Genomic DNA, 23268 nt, shown 5'->3' on the forward strand with positions numbered 1-23268 from the left:
CAGATTCTGAGATTTCTCCAAATACAACTTCTCCGTCTTTAAGTGGGAGAAGCAAGCATTGTCATCTCAGTTCCCACCCGAGAATTGCTTCCTGAGAACTCCTTGTTTCTCTCTAAGGGCGACATTCTTCTTCCATTTGTAATAACCTGCACGCAAAATTCAAACAAATTTACACAGCAAAGCCGCAGGTGCCCACATGCTTATTTCTCGGACGGCTGACACCGGACTTCGAAATCTAGCTTCCCTATTCGTGCAATTCGAGTTAAGAACTTACTTACAACTTTCAACTTATATTATATGTAAATGAGTCCGAGGAAGAGTTGAAATATAATTTATTTCTGATATTCTGTCCATTTTTTATGAAAATGGCTCCCTATATTAGTAGAGGGGTATAATCATTGTGTGATTACCTATCTCAAAAAATTATAGACAGCTCGGCCAAAAGGAGGAAAGCAAAATGTATTACGATCACATTTATTATGGAGGTAGATCTCATGTCGTCTTTAAAACCTGTAGCAACAGAAGATTTCGAGAAACTGCACAGGGCCTACTTAGCTGATGAGGACTTCACTCCAGAATTAAAAATGATTCATGAGTCTTTGTTGGAAAAGCTCAGGATTTCAGCTAATAAAACCAAAGACTACAGTTGGAGCCCGGAGGATATTGAAGACATCGTTAGTGGCACTATTGAACGCACGATTAAAGATGGAAAGATAAGCGTGAGTTTTATAGGTGCAGCCTTATCTAACTTGAGAACTGTAAAGAATGAATATACCACCTGCTTTAAGGAGCGACAGCGCAAACAAGTTAAGGGCGACCGTGATTATCTTTATTCTGACAATGATACTATAGGTCATGATGAAGAAAAGCTTCAATACTACCTACAAAGATTTATTGGCGAACACTATACTACCAGACCTGACCAATTGATTCTTATTCAAGAAGCTGCAGGTGTCGTGAGACAAGCTTTACATTCTTGCGACATAAGAACACAAACCATCTTGTGGAATGTGTTTTTCAATAAGATGCGAAATAAAGCGATTGGTAAACAGCTCGGTCTAAAAGAAGATCATGTTTCAAAGTTGAAAAAAAGAGGCTTAAAAAAAATGAAAGAATCTCTAGAAGGTTATTTTAGAGATTGACTATTAAAAATTCATTACGAAATTATAAAACTTGAATACAACAATTCCATCCCCCTTCTGAGGAAGGGGGGATATGGAATTTATAAAGGAGATATATTATATGCCAAGGAATCCGAGTTTCAATGAACAGGTAACTCTTCGCACTGACTTACCATTAGAGACTTTTTACAATAAATATGTACAACCTACAATATCCGATTATCTAAGTCAATTCATTAAAGAATTATTATCATATCTGGAATTTCAAATTCTATGCGAAATACCTACTGAACATATACTAGAAGACTATGAATTAAATCGAATCTTAAAACAAGCAATAGAAAAGAAAATACAAAAAAAATATTTTGATTATTTTTTATTTCAAGAACTCAAAAATTTCACTATTTTTAATATCAATCAAGACTATCATCGATTAACAAATATTAATAATAATTTTGAAAAGACAATTTTTCATCATTCATATTGTCTTGATTTATTGAATCGAGTAGAAAATGATAAAATACAATCAAAATTACTTATTTGTAACCAACAAACAGATACCTTATCTTTTATTCGAAAAAAAATTAAATTGAATAAAAATTATAGTTACTCAATAAACTTTAAACATTTTTCAATCTCACCATTTCGAAAAGTGAAATTAAGTGATAAGAATAAAATTGCGGCAATTAATAACCATTCATTAGATATTAACAAATATGATGATGATTTAATTTATCTTGAGATATCTCAAATGAGATTATTAATTAAAGAGTTAATTGATGCTTAAGCAAGCAACTTTAATAGAAAGATAATCTATAATTTTCATTTCGAAAAGTTTAAATTATAGAAATATAAAAATAGGTCAGCAATAACTATTCTGTTCCTTTACAATCGTCAAGGATAGATACCTTCTTACAATACCTTATTACAATTACAGGTGCAGGGCCTCTCATATATTAAGCCTTGCACCTGTATAAAAATTTTCCGTATTATGTATTTTAAATATAGTGATTAGAATAACTTATTGTGAATAGTTTGGGTATTTGAACGAGTTAATGAGGATTAAGTTTCATAAAGAAAATATATATGAAGACCTAAATATGAGTTGATTTAGTCTGAGTATTAAAGCGAGGTCTCTCAAATGAATTTTTCAGTTGTAAAATCAAAACATGATTTCGTAGTTCAACACTTTAATCATTTCTATTTAATAGAGCATAACTGGAATGATTGGTGGGAATACGAAACGATGTACACTTTATGTTATGTAAACTCAGTTGGTGAAGAATATTCTATTGGGAGTGTTAAAATTGGTGAGTAGCATATGGATAAGAAACAATGAAGACCTAATATCCCTACTAATTTTGAGCGACTTAATGATTCATTCTTCTCATTTGGTCAAGATGTCTCTTACTATGCTTTACTCAATAGTTATGGTGATGATTTCCGTCAAGAAGTTCTAAAGGCTTTAAAATGATATGGCTTTATTACCGGAAGTATTTGAAAAGGCAAAAGACTCAGAGAATGGTATTCTACATTTTTCCAGTCATAGTTATTATCTGTTCCCCAGGTTATCCATAATTTCGACTTTAACCACACCTAATATCTTCATAAATTGTTCGGACCCACTCTCAAGCGCAATGACTATAGCTTTGCCAACTGGCTCATTTCGTTTCCAAATGCCCGTACCACATTTGAAGCTTTAGCGACATCTACACCAACAACAGGTTCCGTGTTCATGCTTATTATCTTCGTTTCGCCGCTCCTTTCCATGATGGTTAAAACCATAGCATCACTTATTATAAGGGATCAACTGCCCCTACCAGCCCAAATTTATACTAGATTCTTATTTTTTCACTAAGAGTCTGTATATAATTATGTTCTTTATGAATCTCCATTAAATAATATCTTAGATCAATTTCTGACGTTTTGCGAAATTGACTTATTTCAGATTTTTTAATGAATCCTCTTGCTACAAATTCATTTAATTTAGTGTAATCAATATTTCCAACACTCTTTAAAGCCTGATCTCCAATTTCTCTATATACATCAATGGTAGAAATTTGGGGCCTTGGCTTTATGACATTCAGTTTCCCAAAAGAAAGTTTAACATTCTCCTCTTTCTTACGTAACATCTCCAATAAGGTCTGCTTTTTTATCAAATTCCATTGAATCAATTTATTTTCATGTGCATGCTTTAAAGATTTCCATGAGCGTACACGTTCTAAAATAACCAACTGTTCAAAATCAGTTGGGTCAGGTTCAGTTATTTCGTGATGATGGCTCCCAACAAATACAAATCTTAAATATGGAGTACTTGGGATAATAAACTTAAGAAGTCTTATTTGTTCTGCTTCCGTAAGACTATTCCAATTTACTTTCAGTACCAAATGAAGAATTCCATGATTCTCTAGAATCTCATAGATCGATGTGAAATCCGTATTATATTTTCTAGTTGCTATAAACTTACCTACTACTCCGTGTGTCTTCCACTCAATTCTCTTGCTGTTTGTATTCTCTTGATAACTACGAATAGAAGTCTTCAATACATCTAGTTGGAACTCCATATTTTTCATTTCATGATACGATCCATTACCGACAAACTCTCTTAAATCCCTATAATCCATAACGCATCCCCCCATTAAAGCATCTAATGATAGGATATCCATCAAGAAGAACTAAAAATCAATTTGTAATACATTTTGTGATACAAAAACAATACATTTCGTGTTATACAATTCATTCACCTCTTACTCCTATACTGTAATTAGAGGTGATGCTCATTGAGTCTGGATGATTTTATAATAACGCCTAAAGAAGATAAATCTGTTACACTCACTATTCGAATAGAAAAATCAACCCAGGAACAATTTGATATACTTGCTCAAAAGAGCAATCGCTCACGCAATGAACTGATCAATATGGCACTTGAATACGCTTTGAAAAATGCTAAGTTTATTCAAACCACAGACGAAAAAAAAAGTAATTAACTAATGGATGTATTCTTTTTGGTGAAAACCATAAGAATACATCCATTTTCTTTTCCGAATACTATTTTGTCATTTAAATGTATTACAATTTGTGTTCATGTCTACACTTACTATAAAACACAATCAAAAAGGAGCGTCGTAATATGGAAAACAGAGACAGAACAGATCTTCAACATATTTCTGGTACCATCACGCTTCAAGGAATTCTCGTAGTGGATAAATATTATTCATGCCGGCATGCTGTACTCAATCAATGGTTTTCTCCAGAGAATAATATGGAAATCATTCCACTGCTTTACGAGCCGATCGAGTCGACTCTCTACTATCATTGTACAGAAACAGATCACTTGTGTTTGCTTTACCCTCTACACCCTCAAAAACATCTTTCTCATGAAGAGATACGTATCTACCATACCAAACTGAACCACCTTAGAACTACTTTCAAGCATTTAAAAGAAGACACCGAGGAGGTCTAAATATGGTTATCTATTTAGATGATACCTGTAAGGTGCCATACACAGTAAGTAGATTATACGCGCTTAAACCAGAAGGACTCCAAACAGGACTAACAGAAGGAATTGTTAGTTATATTACGCGGTTAGCTGCTGCTCATCATATATGTATGGGAGATTTAATTAAGGATATTATCTCTTCTCAACTCGAGAGAGAGTATCTACAAAATGATATTTCTCGAGGAGGAAGTAGATTCTATCAACGAGCAAAATCATTAAATGGCGTTGGTCTTCACACTAAAAGCATAGTAGACATCTTGTCTACGTTAACGACTGTAGATAAGCTTGAAAATCTCACTTTGCTACCCTGGGAAGAGGTTATATGTGATAAATACTTGTTCAAACCTTCAAAAGCATGGTGCACACAGTGTTATTATGAATGGAACGCAGAAGGAAAGCCGCTTTATGAACCACTTTTGTGGTCATTAAAAGATGTATCCTATTGCCCAATCCACAACTCCCTCTTATCTTCGCAATGCCCAAACGCAGATTGTAAAAAAGAGATCGCTCCCTTAGGTAGATGCTCTGTAGTTGGATTTTGTCCTCACTGTTTTACCTGGCTTGGGAAGCTCACTATTAACTACAGATTACCAAATCGAGATGAGCTCAGGAGTTCTATTACCATGTATCGTTTAATTTCTCAAACCGAGAGAACAAAAGAATTCAACATTCACAGAAGTAATATCCATAAGAGTTTTCAATTTTTACTTCGCTTCACCAGTGGGAATGCAGCTCGATTAGCCAATTTCCTTCAGATGCATCCAACTACGATTTGGCAGTACTGTCATGGTAAGTTTATCCCTCCTCTCTCCACGATGCTACGTATCTGCAAACAACTAGATATCGATTTGATCGATTTTCTCTCAGGGAATATTTCTACAATAAGTTTAGATTTTTCTATACCTGTATCATCTAACAAACGATTAAGTACTTACAACGCACCTAATTACGACATCATAGCGAGTAAACTCCATCATTACACCAAGTGTGACCCTCCTGTTTCATTATCCACCGTTTCAAAACAGATGAATTACTCTATTAAATCAATCAAAAAGAATTTCCCGATAGTCGCTGAAGAGATCAAAAATAGATTCAAGAATGACAAACTAAAGAACAAGAGAATAACAGCTAGAACTACCCATAATGACATTGTAAGAACGATTAGCGTTTTAAGAAGCAATGGAATCTATCCCAATAGACGTAATATAGAGAGATGTCTAAATCGAAAAGGTCTGTTATTAAGAACGGAATATAAGGAAATTTGGAAAAAGCATGTTCACAATACCTCCGATACAAAAGTTGTTAATGTCAATTAAAAACATAGTTTTCAAAATAAATTTTGCACAATGGGTATAAACCATGAAATATTGACAATAATACAAACCAAAATTATAGGGGAGGCCTTTTTTGTGTTGACTCCAGAAGAATACGAGCAGTGGTTAATCACTAATGATGTGCAATTAAATGCTAGAAATTTAATCAGTCGAATTCGATCAGGACAGCCCTCACGCCTTGTTTCGAGTTCCATGAAAAATGTAACCGGTCGATATCCTAGCCAGAAAATGAATCTCTCATTACAGTATGAAAGTCATACGTTGGAGTTACCTTACATTTATTCTATTGAGCACCATGACCCTGTTTTAGAATTTTATGATCAACCCAATAAAATCTTACTTAGCTACATCAGCTCTGTACAAGGAAAATAAAAAAGGAAATCTTTTTTCTATACGCCTGACTTCTTTGTCATTGAAGATGATAGTGCAAAGTGGGTAGAATGCAAGACAGAAGAGGAACTACATGCGCTTCATGCAAAAGATCCAGCAAGATACTATCTTGATAGTGAGGGGAATTGGAGATGCCCTCCTGGGGAGGAGTACGCTAAACAGTTCAATCTTCGTTTCGAAGTGTTTAGTTCAAAACGAATAAATGTAGTGTTCCATAGAAATCTTGTTTTTCTCTCTGCTTATTAAAAAAATGTGATTGATATGGATCAGGAATTGTCTGGTAAGTTGTTTGCGCATATTGAAGGAAATGAAGGTCTAACACTTCAAGAACTAATATCAATAGCTGGTGATTTTAAAATCTCATCAGATTTAATATATTTAATGATTACTTCAAAGAAAATTTTATGGGGCAAATACGAAGATACCCCTCATTAAATCGACCAACCTTATCCTTACCATTAATTACACATGAAGCAATAAAGGAAAAAATGTATTTCTTTTGTTTATCGTCATGATGCGCACCTAAGCGTTTTATATATGTCGAATTTGTTATAACCTTATCAATTGTTCTCGGATACAAATTTATGATCGATTTCCCATAAATGTGTATTCACCAGTTCTAGTATTTGGAATAAAAAAAAGGAAGTTCCTAATTCGGTTCTCCCTATTTTTATTCCTTAACAAATTTTTATTTATTGCTTATTGCATTTGGAAGAGACCTCTATAATCTCAAAGTCATTAAGAACGTTCTCGGGATATTCCCAAACTTCACCTTTTATTTCTATAATATTTTCGCATAAATAACATTCTACGGATGTTAGGAATTCATATTGCGTCTCTGTTCCCATTTCTCTTTCGTCAGATCCTACTTCTTCAAGGTCTACATCTAATTCAATATATATACTTTCTTTGCAACAAGGGCATATTATTTCTACATCTGATTTTGAGAACTTTTCAAGACTCATATTTAATCCTCTCCCCTAATAGCGTTTTATGATGTATTCTTCGAATTCTTTTACCGTATAAAATGAATAGTCTGGGTTTTCCTTTAGAATAGAAGAATAATTATCTATACCCCATAGCGCTGCCCCAGCCTTAACTCCTGCCGCCTTCGATGCTTGTATATCTCTAGGATCATCGCCTATCGAAAGAATATCCTCTTTAGCTATTCCTAACTTTTCTACTGCCAATATGATAGGGTCAGGATAAGGCTTTCTCCTGGATGTATCATGATAGCAAACTGTAATTGGTATATCCCATGCCAAGTGACTAATTACTCTTTTACAGTAAGGAGTAGGGCTTGAAGTAACAATTGCATGTGGTATCTGCTTCGAAGAAAGGATTTCAAATATTTTATCAATCCCTTCATAAGGACGAAGAAAAGGGATCATACTGTAAACCTCTTTCCAATTTCTAGACCGACGCATTGATTCCGCTGCCATAGAATCAATCAATGTTTGATCCAGGTCGAATATTATCGCCATACGCGCCCCCCTAAAATTCTAATTCTGTCTGCACGATATCCTTTTTCTTTAATTTATTCCTTTTTATCACTGACTCTTCCCTTAACTCACTCAATCCCTCCATACTTCCAATGAAATCTTCCATATCCTCAATTGAAAATAGAGGTACTGCTTTCTCTTCGTTGATTAAGTATTGATTTCCATTTGACTTAGGATTATTAATGATAAATTTCTGTGGATGGCTCAAAACACCTAATGGTTTCTGTTGGCTTAAACAGAACTTTACTGTGTGCATTGTGCCACCTTTTATATCAGTTTCTATCACTACTACTGCCGCACTTAATCCCGCCTGGAGTCGATCCCTTTCAACAAAGAAATTCGACCTTGCTCTTACTGTCGGGCTGTACTCACTAATCAAACATCCATTATTGTCTAATATACGCCTAGCTAATTCCTTATTTTTTGCAGGATATATTGGAGTGTCTAATCCTTGAGCTAGTACTGCGACTGTTCTCCCATTCTCTTCTAAACACCCTATATGACCAGCTGTATCAATTCCTAATGCCAACCCACTAACTACACTGAGTCCTTTTTTTGTAAAATAACCTGCAAACCTCTTTGCACATATCTCACCATACTCGGAAGGGGATCTAGTACCTATAATGGCCACGCTTAACTCATCATGAAGTACCTCTTCATTCCCCTTCACAAACAAAACCACTGGCCTATCCGGAATTATTTTTAGTCTTTTAGGGAATTTATGATCGTTTATTCCAAAGATTTTAATCCCATATTTATTTGAATAGTCTACAATTCTCTCCGCCTGATCAAACGCATTTTCTAATGCAAGAAATTCTGGCTTTTGAAAGCGAGATATTTCTTTATGGATACTACTTAGATAATCGTGTAGTTCTTTCTTTGTGCTCGGATGTGATTCAATTAACGAAAGTATTGATGCAACCGTGCCTCTGCCAACTCCCTTCAAATTAAGAAGAGCAAGTAGTTGAACAACATCTAACATGAACTATCCCTCCGTTCTACCAAACGCCAGGCACTGCACCTCCCTTGCTCCGGCCCGCAGTAAAAGTTCCCTACAAGCATAAAGAGAGTTACCTGATGTTGTAATATCATCTAATAATAACACTTCTTTGTCCATTATGAGTTCACGATCTATGACATTGATAGAATTTCTATGTATATCAATACTTCTTGGTCCTCCATGTGCTAATTTTTGTATAATTGTATGTCTTTTCAAGCAACTTGTAGCGTCAATTCGCTTACTAGATGAAACTAATTTTTTGGCTATTCTGTATACACCTCCACCAACTTTATTTGGATCATGTGAAGGTACTACTGCTAAAGAAACATTTAGATCCACAAGCGGTTCAAGCCAATTGTATATTTTATCAATTGCAATATCTTTATCGTTCTTTAGATCAAGTAGAAAACGTGAATTATCATCAAAATTTGGGTTGGAACCTCCTCGGTATGGATGATAAGATACAGCCGTCAAAATTAACTCTGGTTGATTAAACTCCAAGTTTTTCATGATCATAAAGACACCCCTTATTTATTAGGACTAATTACTTATCAATAACTAAAACAGTACCTATCTATCACTTAGAAATCATAACGCAAATAGGATAAATTTACTAGTACATAAGAAGTATAAATTCTGTAATTCCTAGATATCTTAACTATACTTGTTAGTTAACGATTTGACTTCATCATGTCTTGTTAATATTGATTGCATTAACCTATGTAATCCCCTATCTTCATTCAATTTGATATCGTCTTTTGTCCTTTAGCAGACCTTCTGATTATTCAAATATTTAATTTAACGAACATAATTTCGTAAAATGAACAAATTGAATAATGCATGACTACAATTTCTCTTTTCTTGCCATCAAACACAACCCTCTGAACTACTTAATAACAGAGTCCAGTGGCTACTATCTATAGACTACATTTGTAATTGCACCAAGTAACGTTCACTGTTTTCCAACTAGCTTTGTAGATAAAGGTGATTCGTTAAGCGGTAGCATACATCAAACCAGTGGCAACTTGGATCCTCCTTTTACTTGAAAAGCAAAGTCTGAATTCGTCGAAACACAAAGAGGCTCAATTAATGAGCCCCAGAATACATGCTTTAAAGTATATAAGCGAACTTAATACGTGCTGCGTCCTCCCTAAGATCAATTCATAAAAAGGTGGATGAATTCCGTTATAAATAAAATCAACGATTTAATTACACCCCCGCACTAAATAACTATGCTTGCTAAACAGTTACTCCAGGTAAGGAAATTGACTAATCAATGTCTTTAAAATGTCTCTCTTCTCTCATTTAGATACCAATTGGTGTTTCAGGCGAACTTTTAAATAATGCTTGAATAAGGATGGAAAATAAGTGGAAATTGAGCGAATATGAAAAAAAGTTAATTTGTTTATATTTGTACTTTCCAAAAGGGGCATGAATAACTATATATTTTTCATCTAGCAATTCATAATTTTATTTTTTCTCGATTCTCATAGAGAACAATGGAGTAAATAGTTTAACCAAGATCCCTGATATTATAATGGCCACCCCACCAAATGCAATAATGACTGAGTTACCGAAAATATCTGCAAATAAACCCGCAAGCAAGTAACCTATAGGCAAAAATGCAACACTAATTGTCATAATTACAGCATAAATTTGAGCTTGCTGATCTTCTGGTACAGTTGTTTGTATAATAACTATTTCTGGAACATTAATTGCAGTCGTGCAAATACCAAAAATAAACGCTGCGCCAATTACTAACCACAATAAGGGGAATGATCCTATTAATGTGAGCATTAAACCTTGTAAAATTCCAGCTCCAATAAACAATGCACCTTGCCTTGTTATATCCAACTTAGTTAATACTAACCCCATCACCAAAGCTCCAAAAGCTGCACTTGCCCGGATTAGAGTAACAGTAGTCGCATCACCATTCAATTCATTTGCACTAAATAAGGATAATAAAGTAGTCCAAGGAGCCAAACCAATATTCAAAAACAGTGCAAAAATACTCAACCCCAAGAGCAATTTATGCTGTTTCACAATACTAAAACCTTGTTTCACTTTTTCAAAATATTTTGTACTTTTAACTTCTGCTTTTTGGACTTGTTGTTTTTCAATCAATTTAATTCCAAAGATAATAATACCCGACAGTAAGAAGAGTATAGAAGTTATTAAGAGAGTAACTTTAGTGGAGAGTAAGCTTATAAGTGGTCCCGCACAAGCAAGTCCTATTAATGTGATTACTTCATAAGATGATTGCAACGTCGCATTAGCTTTTTGGAGCACAGTTTTCCCTAAAATTTTGGGTAATAGGGCTACAGAAGCTGGGTTGTAAATAGCCCCAGTTGTAGATTGAAGTAGTACAAGTATAAAGAGAATCCAAAAACTTAGGAGATCCAGAAAGAGAAGTACTGGAATTACTAATATCACAAAACCTCTTAAAAAGTCAGAAACGAACATCCAATTTTTCAGCTTTCCTTTTTGTAACAACGGACTCAAAAAAGGCCCTAGTAATGTTTGAGGGACTATCATACAGACACTAATTATTGATGAGATTTTTGCATCGCCACCTAGTTCCACAACTAACCATAATAATGCTACCAATGTAATATTATCCGCTAATACTTTTGCAAAACGGGATAAAAACAATAAAAAGAAATTCATTCCCCATATTTTTTCCTTTGTTACTGACACAGTATCCATTAGCACTAGTCCCCCAAACTCTTATTTAAGACGAAAACATCAAATTGGAAAATAAAAATATCAAACGAAATTGATTAAATTCTTTCATACTTACATATTTAATTTATTCAGGGCGATCTTAATTTTTTCACCTACAATTTCAACATTAGGAGGCTGCATAAGAGAGTGATGGTGACCTGGAATTACGATATCGTAGACTTTACCATAAGTGGCAGTTCCCCATTCATCTGGGTTTATTAATTCCATTGGATATTCTTTAGAAATCTCTTCGACTCTGAACAAGTGAATGTTCGCTTTTATTTTCCAACTAGATAAATAATTATTATATGCTTTTAAATTAGCAAGAATAATAGACATTGCATGATTTGTCTTATCTTTACTAACTTCCTTAGGTAAAAATGGAGTATACTTCGAAATTGTTTCATCCCAATTTTCTTCAAAATAACGAATATCAAAGTTTTGCTCTTTGTCTCCTACATACGAGGCATCAATTAATCCCAAAAATTCTATTGTTCCATAATCTTTTTCTAATCGCTTACCTAATTCGTATGCAACTGTACCACCAAAAGACCATCCGATTAAACGATACGGACCATGTGGACAAAGTTCCACTATTCTTTTGAGATACAATTCAACTATTTGTTCCATATCGTCTAATGGAGTTTCTTCACTATCATAACCATATGCTTGTATTCCATATATAGTTTCGCCTTTTAAAGAATTTAATAAAGGCGCATAACAGAATATTCCGCCACCTACTGGGTGTACAAAAAATATTGGAGATCCTGATCCATTTGCTTTTGTCATTTCAATCAAAATATCAGGTATTTCTTGTAATGTAGTTCCTTTTTCGATTTGTTTCTCCATAGAACCTATAAGCGATCGTATAGTCGGATATTGAAACAATAATGATACGGGTAATTTAGTATTGAATTCCTTGTTTAACAAGTGAATTAATCTAACAGCTTTCAAAGATTCACCACCTATATCAAAGAAGGAAGCGTCAATACTAATTGGATATACACCTAAAAGTTCTTCCCATATTTGAGTCATTATTAACTCTTTTCTGTTGCAAGGTGGATTGTACTCTTTCTGATAAAAATGAGTACTGTCGTCTAACATCAACAATGATGTCCGATTTACTTTACCATTAGGAGATATGGGTAAATAATCTAATTTAACATATTTAGAGGGCACCATATAACTCGGGAGATGTCTATTTAGAAAATATCGTAAATCTCCTTCGTTTAATAAATAATTATTAACAGTAACTACGAAAGCTACAAGAAAATTATTCCCTTCCTTATCTTCTGAAAGAAGTACAACAGATTCATTAATAAACTCATACTTGTCAAGAACTTCCTCAATTTCCCCTAACTCAACCCTATAACCTCTTATTTTTACTTGGCTATCCATTCGACCTAAATATTGAATATTTCCGTCCTCTAGTAAGCGAACCAAATCTCCTGTTTTATACATTAGACTATCTTTACTGTGGCTATAGTCATCTTTAATAAATCGTTCATCAGTCATATCTGGTCTATTAATGTATCCATCTGACAATGCAGCCCCTGCTATATATAGCTCTCCAGGTACACCGATTGGACATAATTTCAAGTTAGCATCCAATATATATATTTTTACGTTGTTTATGGGCTTGCCAATGGGAGGTAAAAAGGTCCATTCTTTAGTGTCAGGGGGCAACTTGTATGAAGTTACTACATGTGTTTCAGAAGGACCATAGTGATTATAAAGAGTAATACTAGGCCTATTCTCAAAAAATCCCCTTATACTATCAGTCAATTGAAGTTGCTCACCTGCAGTAATAACTTGTTCTAAAGCATAGGTATTGACTTTCAATTCATTGCTTGTTTCTGTCAACTGTTTTAGTGCAACAAAAGGAAGAAACAGACGAGTAACTTTGTTGTTAATTAGATGATTGATTAATAACTCTGGATCTCTTCTTTTATCATCCTCTATTAAAACAAGAGTACCCCCACTTAGCCAAGTAGAGAAAATCTCTTGAAACGAGACGTCGAAGTTTAATGAAGTAAATTGGAGAGTTCGTAATTCTTCGATTTTATCCAATTCATTTTCTTGCCATAATAATAAATTTACAAGTGCTCGATGCGACATGACTATTCCCTTAGGCTTTCCAGTTGATCCAGAGGTATATATAACATAGGCTGGTATGTTATTATCCAAGGATATTATTGAATTTTCTATGTTATCTTCTATTTTAACATCATCCATAAAATCAACATTAAATACATTTTCTAAAGATATATTTTGTTTTGAATGTGTTTTAGTGAGAATAATAGGTAAATTAATATCCTCAATTATCATTTTTAATCGTTCCTGTGGATAAGTAGGATCCAGAGGTACATAAGCTCCTCCAGCTTTTAAAATCGCCAAAAGAGATATCATCATTTCTATTGATCGTTCCATGTATATCCCTACAAAGGTTCCTGGTACACAATTTAATTCTCTTAATTTTGATGCTAAAGCATTTGCCTTATTATTAAGTTCGTAGTACGTGAGATGTTCTCCGTTAAAAGAGATAGCATTATCAGTTGGGATTTGTTTTGCTTTTTCTTCTATTAATGTATGAACGAAATAATTTCTTCTATTAAAATGTTTCAAGGTCATATTCCATTCATTAAGTAATTTATCGTTCTCATCGTTACTTATTATGGGTAAATCGGCAATATTACAATAAGGATTCTGTACAATTGATACTAATAAATTTTTAAAATGCATCGTAAATCTTTCAATAGTACTACTTTTAAACAAGTCAGTACTATACTCAATTGAAATATTCATACCATTAACTGTCTCATATGCATTAATGAATAAATCAAACTTTGAAGTATCATTATAGATTTCAATACTCTCTAAATCTAAATTTGAAAGTTCTAACGGAGGCATCGATGCATTCTGTAAAGCGAACATCACACGGAACAAAGGTATCTGACTCAGATCTCTATCTGGTTGGAGAACTTCTACTAATTTTTCAAACGGTACGTCCTGATTTAAATATGCATCCAATGCAACTTTTTTTATTCGCTGAGTAACTTCTTTAAAAGATGGGTTATTTGAAAGATCAGTACGAATGATTAATGTATTAACAAAGAAACCTATTAAATTTTCGATTTCCTTATTGTTTCGATTAGCCACTGGAGTACCCATCAATATATCTGTTTGCCCACTGTAGCGAAATAATAATATATTCAAAGCTGCCGTAAGGACCATAAATAATGTAGCACCTTCTGTGCGACTTATTCTTTTTAAATCCGTTAGAATTTGATTTGATAAATTAAAGCTTCTTACTTTTCCCCTAAAAGATTGTCTATTAGGACGCTGAAAATCAGTAGGTAAATTAAGAATAGGTAATTTTCCACTTAAGTGATGCTTCCAATAATTCAGTTGCATCTCAATATTCTTATTGTGGACTCTTTCTCTTTGCCATATAGAGAAATCTGCATATTGAGTGTCTAATTTTGGCAAAACATTTTTTCGGTTATTTATATATGAGTTGTAATTTTCTGTTATTTCTTTTGTTAAAACTCCAATTGACCAACCATCTGCGATAATATGATGCATATTTAATATAAACAAAACATGATTATTATCAATTTCAACGAGACGAGCACGTATAAGGGGACCTTTGGTCAATGAGAAACAAAATTTTGATTCTTCCTGGGCAATTTCAAGTGCCCTCTCCGTCCTTACATTATATGGCAAATCAGTTACATTATCAACTTGTATAGTAAAATCTATTTCCTTCAAAATAGACTGATATGGAACTCCTTCTACTTCTGTAAAAGTGGTTCGAAGTATTTCATGTCTATCAATTACATCCTTAAAACATTGATGAAAGGCAACTTTGTTAAGTTGCCCCTTCATCATCCACGCAAAAACAATATTATAGTTCGCAGTCTCATCTTCTTCTAATCGATGTAAAAACCAAAGACGCTGTTGAGCAAAAGAAAGTGGCAAATTTTCATGAGATGTACGTTTTTTTATCTTTTTTTCTCCACCTTCAGTATTTTTTTTCAATAACCTATTTCTAATCAATTCTCTTTTTGATTGCTCATCAATCTCAATATTCAATCTACATCACCTTTTCTTACACATTTTTTTATTCCTTTTCATTGGAAACATGAAACTCCTCCAAAATAATATGTTCAACATGCTGAGATAATAGTTCTATCGATGAATATTCAAAAATACTATGCAAGGAAATTCCCAAATCATATTCATTACGTAGGCGAGAGATTATCTGAGTGGCTAAAAGTGAATGTCCTCCAAGCTCAAAGAAATCATCATAAATGCCTATAGGACGTATATCCAATACTTCTTCCCAAATATTACATAACATTTGCTCTGTATCTGTTCTTGGTGGCACATAATTTTGAATAAAAGTTCTTGATTTATATGGTAAAGGTAACGACTTTTTATCAACCTTACCATTTGAATTTATTGGGAATTTATCCATAACTATAAAGTGTGTGGGAAGCATATATTCAGGGAGTGCTACTTGAAGATAACTGCGCGATTTAGAAATAAGATCATAATTATCCTTAATTTTTTTCGGATACGTAGTTAGTTTTTGAGAATAATCAAAATCATTACGATTATCACCCCAAATAATAGGAGATGAAATATTGTTCATTCTACTCTTATTTATAAAAATAACATCGAAATAACCAATATTTTGAGAGAAAGATATCTCTACTACATAATTAGTACTACTCTCCAAATCAAACAATTTCGCAGGATTAACTGCTTCATCGATAGATATATCTTTTGCTATCTGCTTCAGTTCTCCGATTGTTTTTATTTCAGAAAGATCAGCATTATCAAATCTTTTCTTTGTTTCAACTTCTCTGAGAACACGTAAATCTGGCACTTTATTCAAACGTAATGTTTCTATTTCTTCTTTTTGTAAAGACTCAATAATATCAAATAAATCCGTAGTTCGATTGTCCCATTCCAATACTTCCTGTGGTTCAATGCGAATAACATTTTTATTGATTAATAGCGTAACATCATATCGGAATTGAGATAACTCATTAGTATAATCTCCTCTTTTCAAAGTGACTTTTACCCCAGTAATTTGTGGGTAATCATTTTGAAGTTGATAAAAATACTCTGGAGAAATTACTAACTCATTTTCCATTTCGTTACGTTCACAAATCCGATCTATTAAATCAGTAGAAGACATATCATCTTTCGCTTTATAAAGTTCTACTGCAAATTGAAAAGTATCCAACAAAGAGTAACTTCTTACATCACCGATGAAGATTGAACCTTCATCTGAAATAACTTTAATCGCATTACCAAGAACTTCTGTCAAATATTCCCTACTTGGAAAATACTGCACTACAGAGTTTAGAATAACTGTATCAAAACTTTGCTGGATCTTTGAGAAATCATGTGCAGCATTATGAAACAATTTAACCATATTATATTCAGGTTTATTAAGAAGAGATTTCTCCAGTTCTTCAATAACCCCTCTGGATATATCCAAACCCAGGTAATTATTAGTGGATGGTGCAATTCTATAGAGGATCATACCAGTTCCACATCCTATCTCTAAAACACGAGAGGGATTTAAACTCTGAATTTGCTGAACAGTATTGTTTAACCACAACCGCATTTCTTTCAGATCAATTGGCTTTCCTGTAAAATTGCTATTCCATCCAATAGTATTAAATGTCTCATCCTGAGTCACTGCCTCTTGGCTATAGAAATAGTCATCAAAAATCATTTCCCAGTCATTTACTGTTTGATTATTTTCCACTATCAATCCAGATTCTTCATTTTCCTTTTCTGGTATGATATAAGCAATAAGTTGCTTCTCACCATTTTGATCAACATGAACTGAAACAACTGAATCCTTAATAGCATCGAATTTTCTAATTGTAGTCTCTATCTCTCCGAGCTCTATTCGGTAGCCACGAATTTTGATTTGATCATCAACTCTACCTACAAACTCTATGTTTCCATCTGATAGTCGTCTTACCAAGTCTCCGGTACGGTACAATTTTTCTATTCTACCATCCAAGTGTTGATGTTCAAAAAATACTTGCGACGTAAGTTCATCATTATTTAGATAGCCTAGTGCTACACCATCCCCACCAATATAAAGTTCGCCTGAAACACCAATAGGTAATATTCTTCGTTGTTCATCCATAACATAAGCGGTTGTATTCGCAATAGGAGCACCGATAGGTACAGATCTATTAAATAATAAGTCTGTAATCGGAAAAAATGTTGTAAACGTTGTACCTTCTGTGGGGCCATAAACATTTGTTAATTTACAATTTCTCAGTAATGAGTAACCTTGTTCTAACGCTTTTATAGACATCGCTTCTCCGCCAACCAATAAGTGCTTTAGTTTATTATTCTTACTTAGATGCCCATCTACCATTTGGTTAAACAATGCAGTTGTCATGAACATCACACTCACATTTTTATCAACAATTAAGTTACTTAGCTCTTCAAGAGAATAACGACTATGTGAAGGAATAACAAGACGAGCACCGTTCAAAAGAGCTCCCCATATTTCAAATGTAGAAGCATCAAATGTAACAGGAGAAGACTGTATAAACGTTTGCTTTTCATTAAAATCGACATAATCATTTGATTTAACTAACCGTATGATATTGTTATGAGTTATAACAACCCCTTTAGGAAGCCCGGTTGACCCAGAAGTATACATTACATAGGCTTTATGATTTTCAGTTACATTTAATAACATAACTTTGTGACTACAATCATCCAAGCAAAGTTCATCTTTGTTTAAATTAATAACATGTTGAACAAGCTTACTCCAATCGTCTTTGTAATTTTTTTGTGTTAATACAACGTTTAATTTTGTGTCATTTAGTATATAGTTAATTCTATCTTTTGGATAATTCGGATCAATAGGTACATAAGCTGCACCCAATTTAATAACAGCAAGAAGTGAGATAATCAGTTCAATTGATTTGTCCATCACTACTCCGACTAAAGATTCAGAAGTGACGCCTAAATTATTTAATTTCTGGGCAACTTCATTTGCACTATTATTTAACTCAGTATAACTAATAGCACTATTATTAAATTCACAAGCTATTTTGTCCCCATATAACCCAACCATTTCAAGGAATAAACTATCAATACCTTTGTCTTTTGGATAATCAACTTCTGTTCTATTCCACTTTTGCAAAATTTGGGCTTGTTCATACTTATTGATTAAAGTGTATTCAGAAATTTTTTGATTAGGGTTTTCAAGAATTTCGCCTATTAAAAATTCAAATTGGCTAGCCATTCTTTCAATCGTATCAGGTTTGAAAAGCTCTGTGCTATACTCCCATTCCCCTATTAGACCATCAGGGCATTCTGTGATGGAGAGAGTAATATCAAATTTCGAAGTACCATTATCCACTGTAATTGGACTTAAATTAATATTAGTTAATTCTAAGTCAGATAAAGGTAGGTTTTGCAAAGCAAACATCACACGGAACATTGGCGAATGACTTAAATCTCGATTTGGTTGTATTTCTTCAACAACCTTATCAAAAGGTATATCTTGATTTGCATACGCTCCTAACGAAATCTCTCTCACTCGGGACAATAAATCTTTGAAAGTTGGATCTCCCGATAAGTCTGTGCGGAGCCCTAATGTGTTGACAAAAAAACCAATTAAATTTTCAATTTGATTATAGTTCCGATTCGCAATAGCAGATCCAATCAAAATATCTTCTTGACCAGTATATCTATTTAACAACACGTTAAAGGAAGCAAATAAAGTCATAAATAAGGAAGTTCCCTCTCGTTGACTTAACTTATTTAGCTCATCCTTAGTCTCTAGTGAAAGAGGCGATTGATATAGCGCTCCTTTAAATGTTGGTCGGTGACTTCGTGCATAGTCAGTAGGTAATTGTAATACTGGTAAATCACCATCTAATTTATTTTTCCAGTAAGATAATTGACTTTCAAGAACTTCGTTTTTCATCCATTTTCTTTGCCATAAAGAAAAATCTGCATACTGCAACGGTAAATTCGGTAACTTAGGAGTCTTATTTTCAATATACGAACGATAATATTCTCCTATTTCTCTAATAATTATCCCTCTTGACCAACCATCGTTAATAATATGATGTGTAGTGAGCAAAAGAATATATTTTTCATCTGATAAGATTAATAATGATGCCCGAATAAGAGGCCCTTTTGTCAGATTAAAAGAAGTTCTTCCTTCTTCATTTATGAGTTCTTTCGTTTTCTCATCTATTTCATGATCACTATAAGAATTCAAATTCGTACTTTGTAATTTAATTTGAACTTTTTGAGAAATCAACTGTTCAGGTATTCCATTTTTCACATCAAAAGTAGTACGTAGAATCTCATGTCTTTCCAATAGTAAATTTATAGCCCTTTCTAAAGCGTCAATATTAAGTTTTCCTTCGAGTTGAATAGCATCAATCATGTTATATAACGGACTGTTGGGTTCCAACTGTTCTATAAACCATAACCTTTGTTGAGCAAAAGAGAGTGGAATGCTTTCCTCTCTGCTTACTGCTGAGATATTGAATTCGTTATCATTTAAGTTGTTATTTGTTAAATAGCTGTCGATAACTTCCGAGATTTTTTTAATAGTCGGGCTATTGAAAATTGTTCGGAGAGGAATATTCACTTTGAGAATGTCCCTTATACGAGCAACTACTTGGGTTGCAATAAGAGAATGACCACCTATTTCAAAGAAATTATTTTCTATTCCTACTTTATCAACATCTAGCAATTTGCACCATATTCCTGCGACAATCTCTTCGGTTAAAGTTTTTGGCTCTATAAAGTTTTCAGAAGTAAAGAGCATAGATATCTCAGGGTCAGGTAGATTTTTCCTATCAATTTTACCATTTGAAGTTAAAGGGAACGCTTCCGTATAAATATATGCAGAAGGCAGCATATATTCAGGTAATTTATCTCCGAGTAGCTCTCGTAGTTCTTTTTCAGAATAGTTACTTCTATCACAACTAATGTACGCGACTAACTTCTTAATTCCATTATTATCTTGCATCACATTAACAATAGCCTTGTTAACTGAATTATGATTATTTAACAGTGCTTCAATTTCTTCTAACTCGATACGGAATCCTCTTAGTTTCACTTGATTATCAACTCTGCCAATAAATTTAACAGTGCCATCTTTTTGATATTCTACTAAGTCTCCGGTTTTGTATATTATTTGATTAGATTCAAAAGGATTATCAATAAATTTTTTGTTACTTAATTCTGAATTATTCAAGTAACCATTAGCTAGTCCTATACCACCTATATAAAGTTCTCCTGGTGTCCCATATGGTGCCAGATTCATATGCTTGTCTAATATATACATCTTAGTACTTGCTACTGGTCTACCAATTGGTATTGGTTTCATTTCTGTACTTTCTTTATCCAACTCCCAAAATAATGAGTTAATACAACATTCAGATGGACCGTACAAATTAATAAGTTGGATGTTAGGCAATTTATCAAATACTTTCTGCGCTAAACTCGAGATGAAAATTTCTCCACCAACAAAAATTCTCTTCAGCGACAAACAATCAGAGAACTCTTCCTGACTAACAAGCAAATCTAACATAGCTGGAACTACTTGCAAATTTGATATCTTATGTTTAATTATCTCACTAATCATTGCTGCAGGATCTAAATGTATGTCAGGTGCACCCATTACGAGTTCCACTCCATTAATAAGTGGTGCATAAAATTCCCAAACTGATGCATCGAAAGAAAAAGAAGTTTTTTGCAAAAGTTTATCACTTTCAAACATAGGAAATTGATCTTGAATCCATTGCATTTGATTACTAATAGCGCGATGAGGTATTAGTACTCCTTTTGGTTTTCCAGTTGATCCAGAAGTATATATAACATAAGCAGTGAATTCAGGATTAATATATTTGTTTATATTCTCATTAGAAAGCTCCATTGAAGACCAATCAAAAGTATCAATATACAACATTTCAGAATTTAGCATATTAAATTTAGTTGCTGTATCAGTTTTAGTTATTATTAATTTCACCCCAGAATCATTAATCATAAAAGATAAACGATCAATAGGATAATCTTTATCAAGAGGTAAATATGCAGCACCTATTTTCAAAATGGCTAACATTGAAATAACCATATCAATAGAACGCTCCATTGATATGCCAACAATACTTCCAGCTTCAATACCAAGCTTTGTTAATCCTGAAGCTAACTTATTTGCTCTTTGGTTCAACACTATATACGAAATAGAAAGATCCTCACATACTACAGCAATCTTATTTGGGTTTTCCTCTACTTTCTTCTCGAAAAGTTCGTGTATCGGTATAAATGGGAAAGATTTTCCGTTGCCACCCTTCTCGAGCAAAGTTTGTGTTCCTACATCATCGAAAAGATTAATTTTTGATAGTTTTATTTCACTATAATTTTCTATAGCTGCCATGACATTTAAAAAGTGAGTTAAAATCTGTTTAACATAATCTTCATCCAAAGATGTAGAATCATAGTACAACTTCAATTCAATATCTTCCTGAATCCTTAGTACAGAAAGCTTCAAATCAAACCGCTCTAAACAAGCTATTTGATCAAATAATCTAAAGTTAAGTCCATCTACCGAACTCCCTAAATCAGAAATAATATTAAAATCGATTCCAAATGAAAAATATTCATGGCTTAACTCTAAATCCTCCCAAGAAAACGTATCCTGCCAAATATTAATATCATTTATCCCATTTTCAATTTGATTTAGATATTCAATGAAATTAATATTCTCATCAAACTCAATTTTAAACGGAACGTACCTATCTAGTAGACCAATAACATGTTCTAACTCTTCATCACTTCTACCAAGAACATTCAGTCCTATAGTAGGCGACTCTCGTATTAGACGGAATAAAGTAACTTGCCATAATGCTAGAAATATAGTTTCTAATTTAACGTTACTATCCTTTGAAATTTTATCCAAGTTATAAACTTGATCAAACCCTAATTTGTATTTTAATATTTCAGGTTTATATTCTTTAAAACTACGCTCGGAGAAAGGAAGTTTTTGATTTAATTTATAACTTTCAATGTTGCTCTTCCAATATTGCTTACCTTCTCGAGCATTGTCTGATTCATCTAGCTCATTAAACCAAGCAGACAACACTGAATACGGGATTTCTTCATTATGTTCATACATCATTGCATTTCCTATTAAATGACTATAAGCTGCCTTCAGTTCTTTGATAACTAAATCAATGTTGTTATCTGCCAACAAAGCCGAGAATGTTATAATTAAATAGTTAGTTGTATCATTCACATTAAGAAAGAAAGCATCGATAAATATATTTCCACTAGTATCTATACCTTTTTTCCATCTTTCCTTAATAAGTAGATTCAGATAGGAAGTATGATTACTTGTATCCCCTTCTAATTTAGATTCTTCCCAGTTAAATAGTAGTTCATCATTAGTAACTTGTAACGGGTAATTCAGACCCATTATTTTGTGGAATCTTGTTCTAAATATCTCATGTTTATTAAGTAGCATGGTAAATGCTTGTTTCAAATACTGAATATTAACACTGCCATCCAGTAAAAGAGTAAATTGAGATTTATAATCAGAATCAGCCCCATTCTCACTAAGAGACCAAATTCTTTTTTGTTGTGGTGATAATTGATAACCCTCGACTGTATTAGGCAT

15 protein-coding genes are annotated in these 23268 nt (G+C 33.3%); 7 read left to right on the plus strand and 8 right to left on the minus strand.

Annotation, left to right across the window (positions count from 1 at the left end; genetic code table 11):
• Nucleotides 1-494: 494 nt before the first annotated feature.
• Nucleotides 495-1142 (plus strand): sigma-70 family RNA polymerase sigma factor, encoded by a 648-nt coding sequence (locus PTQ21_RS27900; RefSeq protein WP_274567865.1) that lies wholly within the window; start codon nucleotides 495-497, stop codon nucleotides 1140-1142.
• Between the two features lie 73 nt (nucleotides 1143-1215).
• Nucleotides 1216-1908 carry a hypothetical protein gene (locus tag PTQ21_RS27905; protein WP_274567866.1) on the plus strand — a complete coding sequence of 231 codons (693 nt, stop codon included), beginning with the start codon at nucleotides 1216-1218 and terminating at the stop codon, nucleotides 1906-1908.
• Nucleotides 1909-2956: 1048 nt separating this feature from the next.
• Here PTQ21_RS27905 and PTQ21_RS27910 read toward each other — a convergent pair.
• Entirely contained in the window at nucleotides 2957-3745 is a 789-nt protein-coding gene (locus PTQ21_RS27910) for a hypothetical protein (RefSeq protein WP_274567867.1), read from the minus strand.
• A gap of 156 nt (nucleotides 3746-3901) precedes the next feature.
• On the opposite strand from PTQ21_RS27910, the gene PTQ21_RS27915 reads away from it, so the two are divergent.
• The 5 genes from PTQ21_RS27915 to PTQ21_RS27935 all read left to right on the plus strand — a co-directional run bounded on the left by PTQ21_RS27915 (nucleotide 3902) and on the right by PTQ21_RS27935 (nucleotide 6779).
• Complete coding sequence (locus PTQ21_RS27915; RefSeq protein ID WP_274567868.1) at nucleotides 3902-4108, plus strand: ribbon-helix-helix domain-containing protein; 207 nt, start codon at nucleotides 3902-3904, stop codon at nucleotides 4106-4108.
• Between the two features lie 143 nt (nucleotides 4109-4251).
• Nucleotides 4252-4584, plus strand: coding sequence for a hypothetical protein (locus PTQ21_RS27920; RefSeq protein WP_274567869.1), 333 nt, complete (start codon nucleotides 4252-4254; stop codon nucleotides 4582-4584).
• Nucleotides 4585-4586: 2 nt separating this feature from the next.
• The gene (locus tag PTQ21_RS27925) at nucleotides 4587-5936 is read left to right on the plus strand and encodes a TniQ family protein (RefSeq protein ID WP_274567870.1); all 1350 of its coding nucleotides are present in this window, start codon (nucleotides 4587-4589) and stop codon (nucleotides 5934-5936) included.
• Nucleotides 5937-6029: 93 nt separating this feature from the next.
• Nucleotides 6030-6326 (plus strand): hypothetical protein, encoded by a 297-nt coding sequence (locus PTQ21_RS27930; RefSeq protein ID WP_274567871.1) that lies wholly within the window; start codon nucleotides 6030-6032, stop codon nucleotides 6324-6326.
• A 279-nt stretch (nucleotides 6327-6605) separates the two neighbouring features.
• Nucleotides 6606-6779 (plus strand): hypothetical protein, encoded by a 174-nt coding sequence (locus tag PTQ21_RS27935; protein WP_274567872.1) that lies wholly within the window; start codon nucleotides 6606-6608, stop codon nucleotides 6777-6779.
• 257 nt (nucleotides 6780-7036) lie between these two features.
• On the opposite strand, the gene PTQ21_RS27940 is transcribed toward PTQ21_RS27935, so the two are convergent.
• From PTQ21_RS27940 to PTQ21_RS27970, 7 genes are all read right to left on the minus strand, one after another.
• Complete coding sequence (locus tag PTQ21_RS27940; RefSeq protein ID WP_274567873.1) at nucleotides 7037-7309, minus strand: hypothetical protein; 273 nt, start codon at nucleotides 7307-7309, stop codon at nucleotides 7037-7039.
• A gap of 15 nt (nucleotides 7310-7324) precedes the next feature.
• Nucleotides 7325-7828: an HAD family hydrolase gene (locus PTQ21_RS27945; protein ID WP_274567874.1), complete on the minus strand. Its 504-nt coding sequence runs from the start codon at nucleotides 7826-7828 to the stop codon at nucleotides 7325-7327.
• 10 nt (nucleotides 7829-7838) lie between these two features.
• Complete coding sequence (locus tag PTQ21_RS27950; protein WP_274567875.1) at nucleotides 7839-8828, minus strand: DNA-processing protein DprA; 990 nt, start codon at nucleotides 8826-8828, stop codon at nucleotides 7839-7841.
• Nucleotides 8829-8831: 3 nt separating this feature from the next.
• On the minus strand, nucleotides 8832-9356 hold the full coding sequence (locus PTQ21_RS27955) for a ComF family protein (RefSeq protein WP_274567876.1): 525 nt from the start codon (nucleotides 9354-9356) through the stop codon (nucleotides 8832-8834).
• Nucleotides 9357-10316: 960 nt separating this feature from the next.
• On the minus strand, nucleotides 10317-11552 hold the full coding sequence (locus PTQ21_RS27960) for an MFS transporter (RefSeq protein WP_274567877.1): 1236 nt from the start codon (nucleotides 11550-11552) through the stop codon (nucleotides 10317-10319).
• A 90-nt stretch (nucleotides 11553-11642) separates the two neighbouring features.
• Entirely contained in the window at nucleotides 11643-15665 is a 4023-nt protein-coding gene (locus tag PTQ21_RS27965) for a non-ribosomal peptide synthetase (RefSeq protein ID WP_274567878.1), read from the minus strand.
• 28 nt (nucleotides 15666-15693) lie between these two features.
• Entirely contained in the window at nucleotides 15694-23268 is a 7575-nt protein-coding gene (locus PTQ21_RS27970; protein WP_274567879.1) for a non-ribosomal peptide synthetase, read from the minus strand.

This window comes from Paenibacillus marchantiae, from assembly GCF_028771845.1.
Taxonomy (GTDB): Bacteria; Bacillota; Bacilli; order Paenibacillales; family Paenibacillaceae; genus Paenibacillus; species Paenibacillus marchantiae.

Excerpts from the sequence above, each read along its gene's own strand:
- PTQ21_RS27960 (WP_274567877.1), bottom strand. The coding sequence starts at position 11,552 with ATGGATACTGTGTCAGTAACAAAGGAAAAAATATGGGGAATGAATTTC.
- PTQ21_RS27900 (WP_274567865.1), top strand. The coding sequence starts at position 495 with ATGTCGTCTTTAAAACCTGTAGCAACAGAAGATTTCGAGAAACTGCAC.
- PTQ21_RS27970 (WP_274567879.1), bottom strand. The coding sequence starts at position 23,268 with ATGCCTAATACAGTCGAGGGTTATCAATTATCACCACAACAAAAAAGA.
- PTQ21_RS27945 (WP_274567874.1), bottom strand. The coding sequence starts at position 7,828 with ATGGCGATAATATTCGACCTGGATCAAACATTGATTGATTCTATGGCA.
- PTQ21_RS27940 (WP_274567873.1), bottom strand. The coding sequence starts at position 7,309 with ATGAGTCTTGAAAAGTTCTCAAAATCAGATGTAGAAATAATATGCCCT.
- PTQ21_RS27910 (WP_274567867.1), bottom strand. The coding sequence starts at position 3,745 with ATGGATTATAGGGATTTAAGAGAGTTTGTCGGTAATGGATCGTATCAT.
- PTQ21_RS27905 (WP_274567866.1), top strand. The coding sequence starts at position 1,216 with ATGGAATTTATAAAGGAGATATATTATATGCCAAGGAATCCGAGTTTC.
- PTQ21_RS27950 (WP_274567875.1), bottom strand. The coding sequence starts at position 8,828 with ATGTTAGATGTTGTTCAACTACTTGCTCTTCTTAATTTGAAGGGAGTT.
- PTQ21_RS27935 (WP_274567872.1), top strand. The coding sequence starts at position 6,606 with ATGGATCAGGAATTGTCTGGTAAGTTGTTTGCGCATATTGAAGGAAAT.
- PTQ21_RS27955 (WP_274567876.1), bottom strand. The coding sequence starts at position 9,356 with ATGAAAAACTTGGAGTTTAATCAACCAGAGTTAATTTTGACGGCTGTA.
- PTQ21_RS27925 (WP_274567870.1), top strand. The coding sequence starts at position 4,587 with ATGGTTATCTATTTAGATGATACCTGTAAGGTGCCATACACAGTAAGT.
- PTQ21_RS27920 (WP_274567869.1), top strand. The coding sequence starts at position 4,252 with ATGGAAAACAGAGACAGAACAGATCTTCAACATATTTCTGGTACCATC.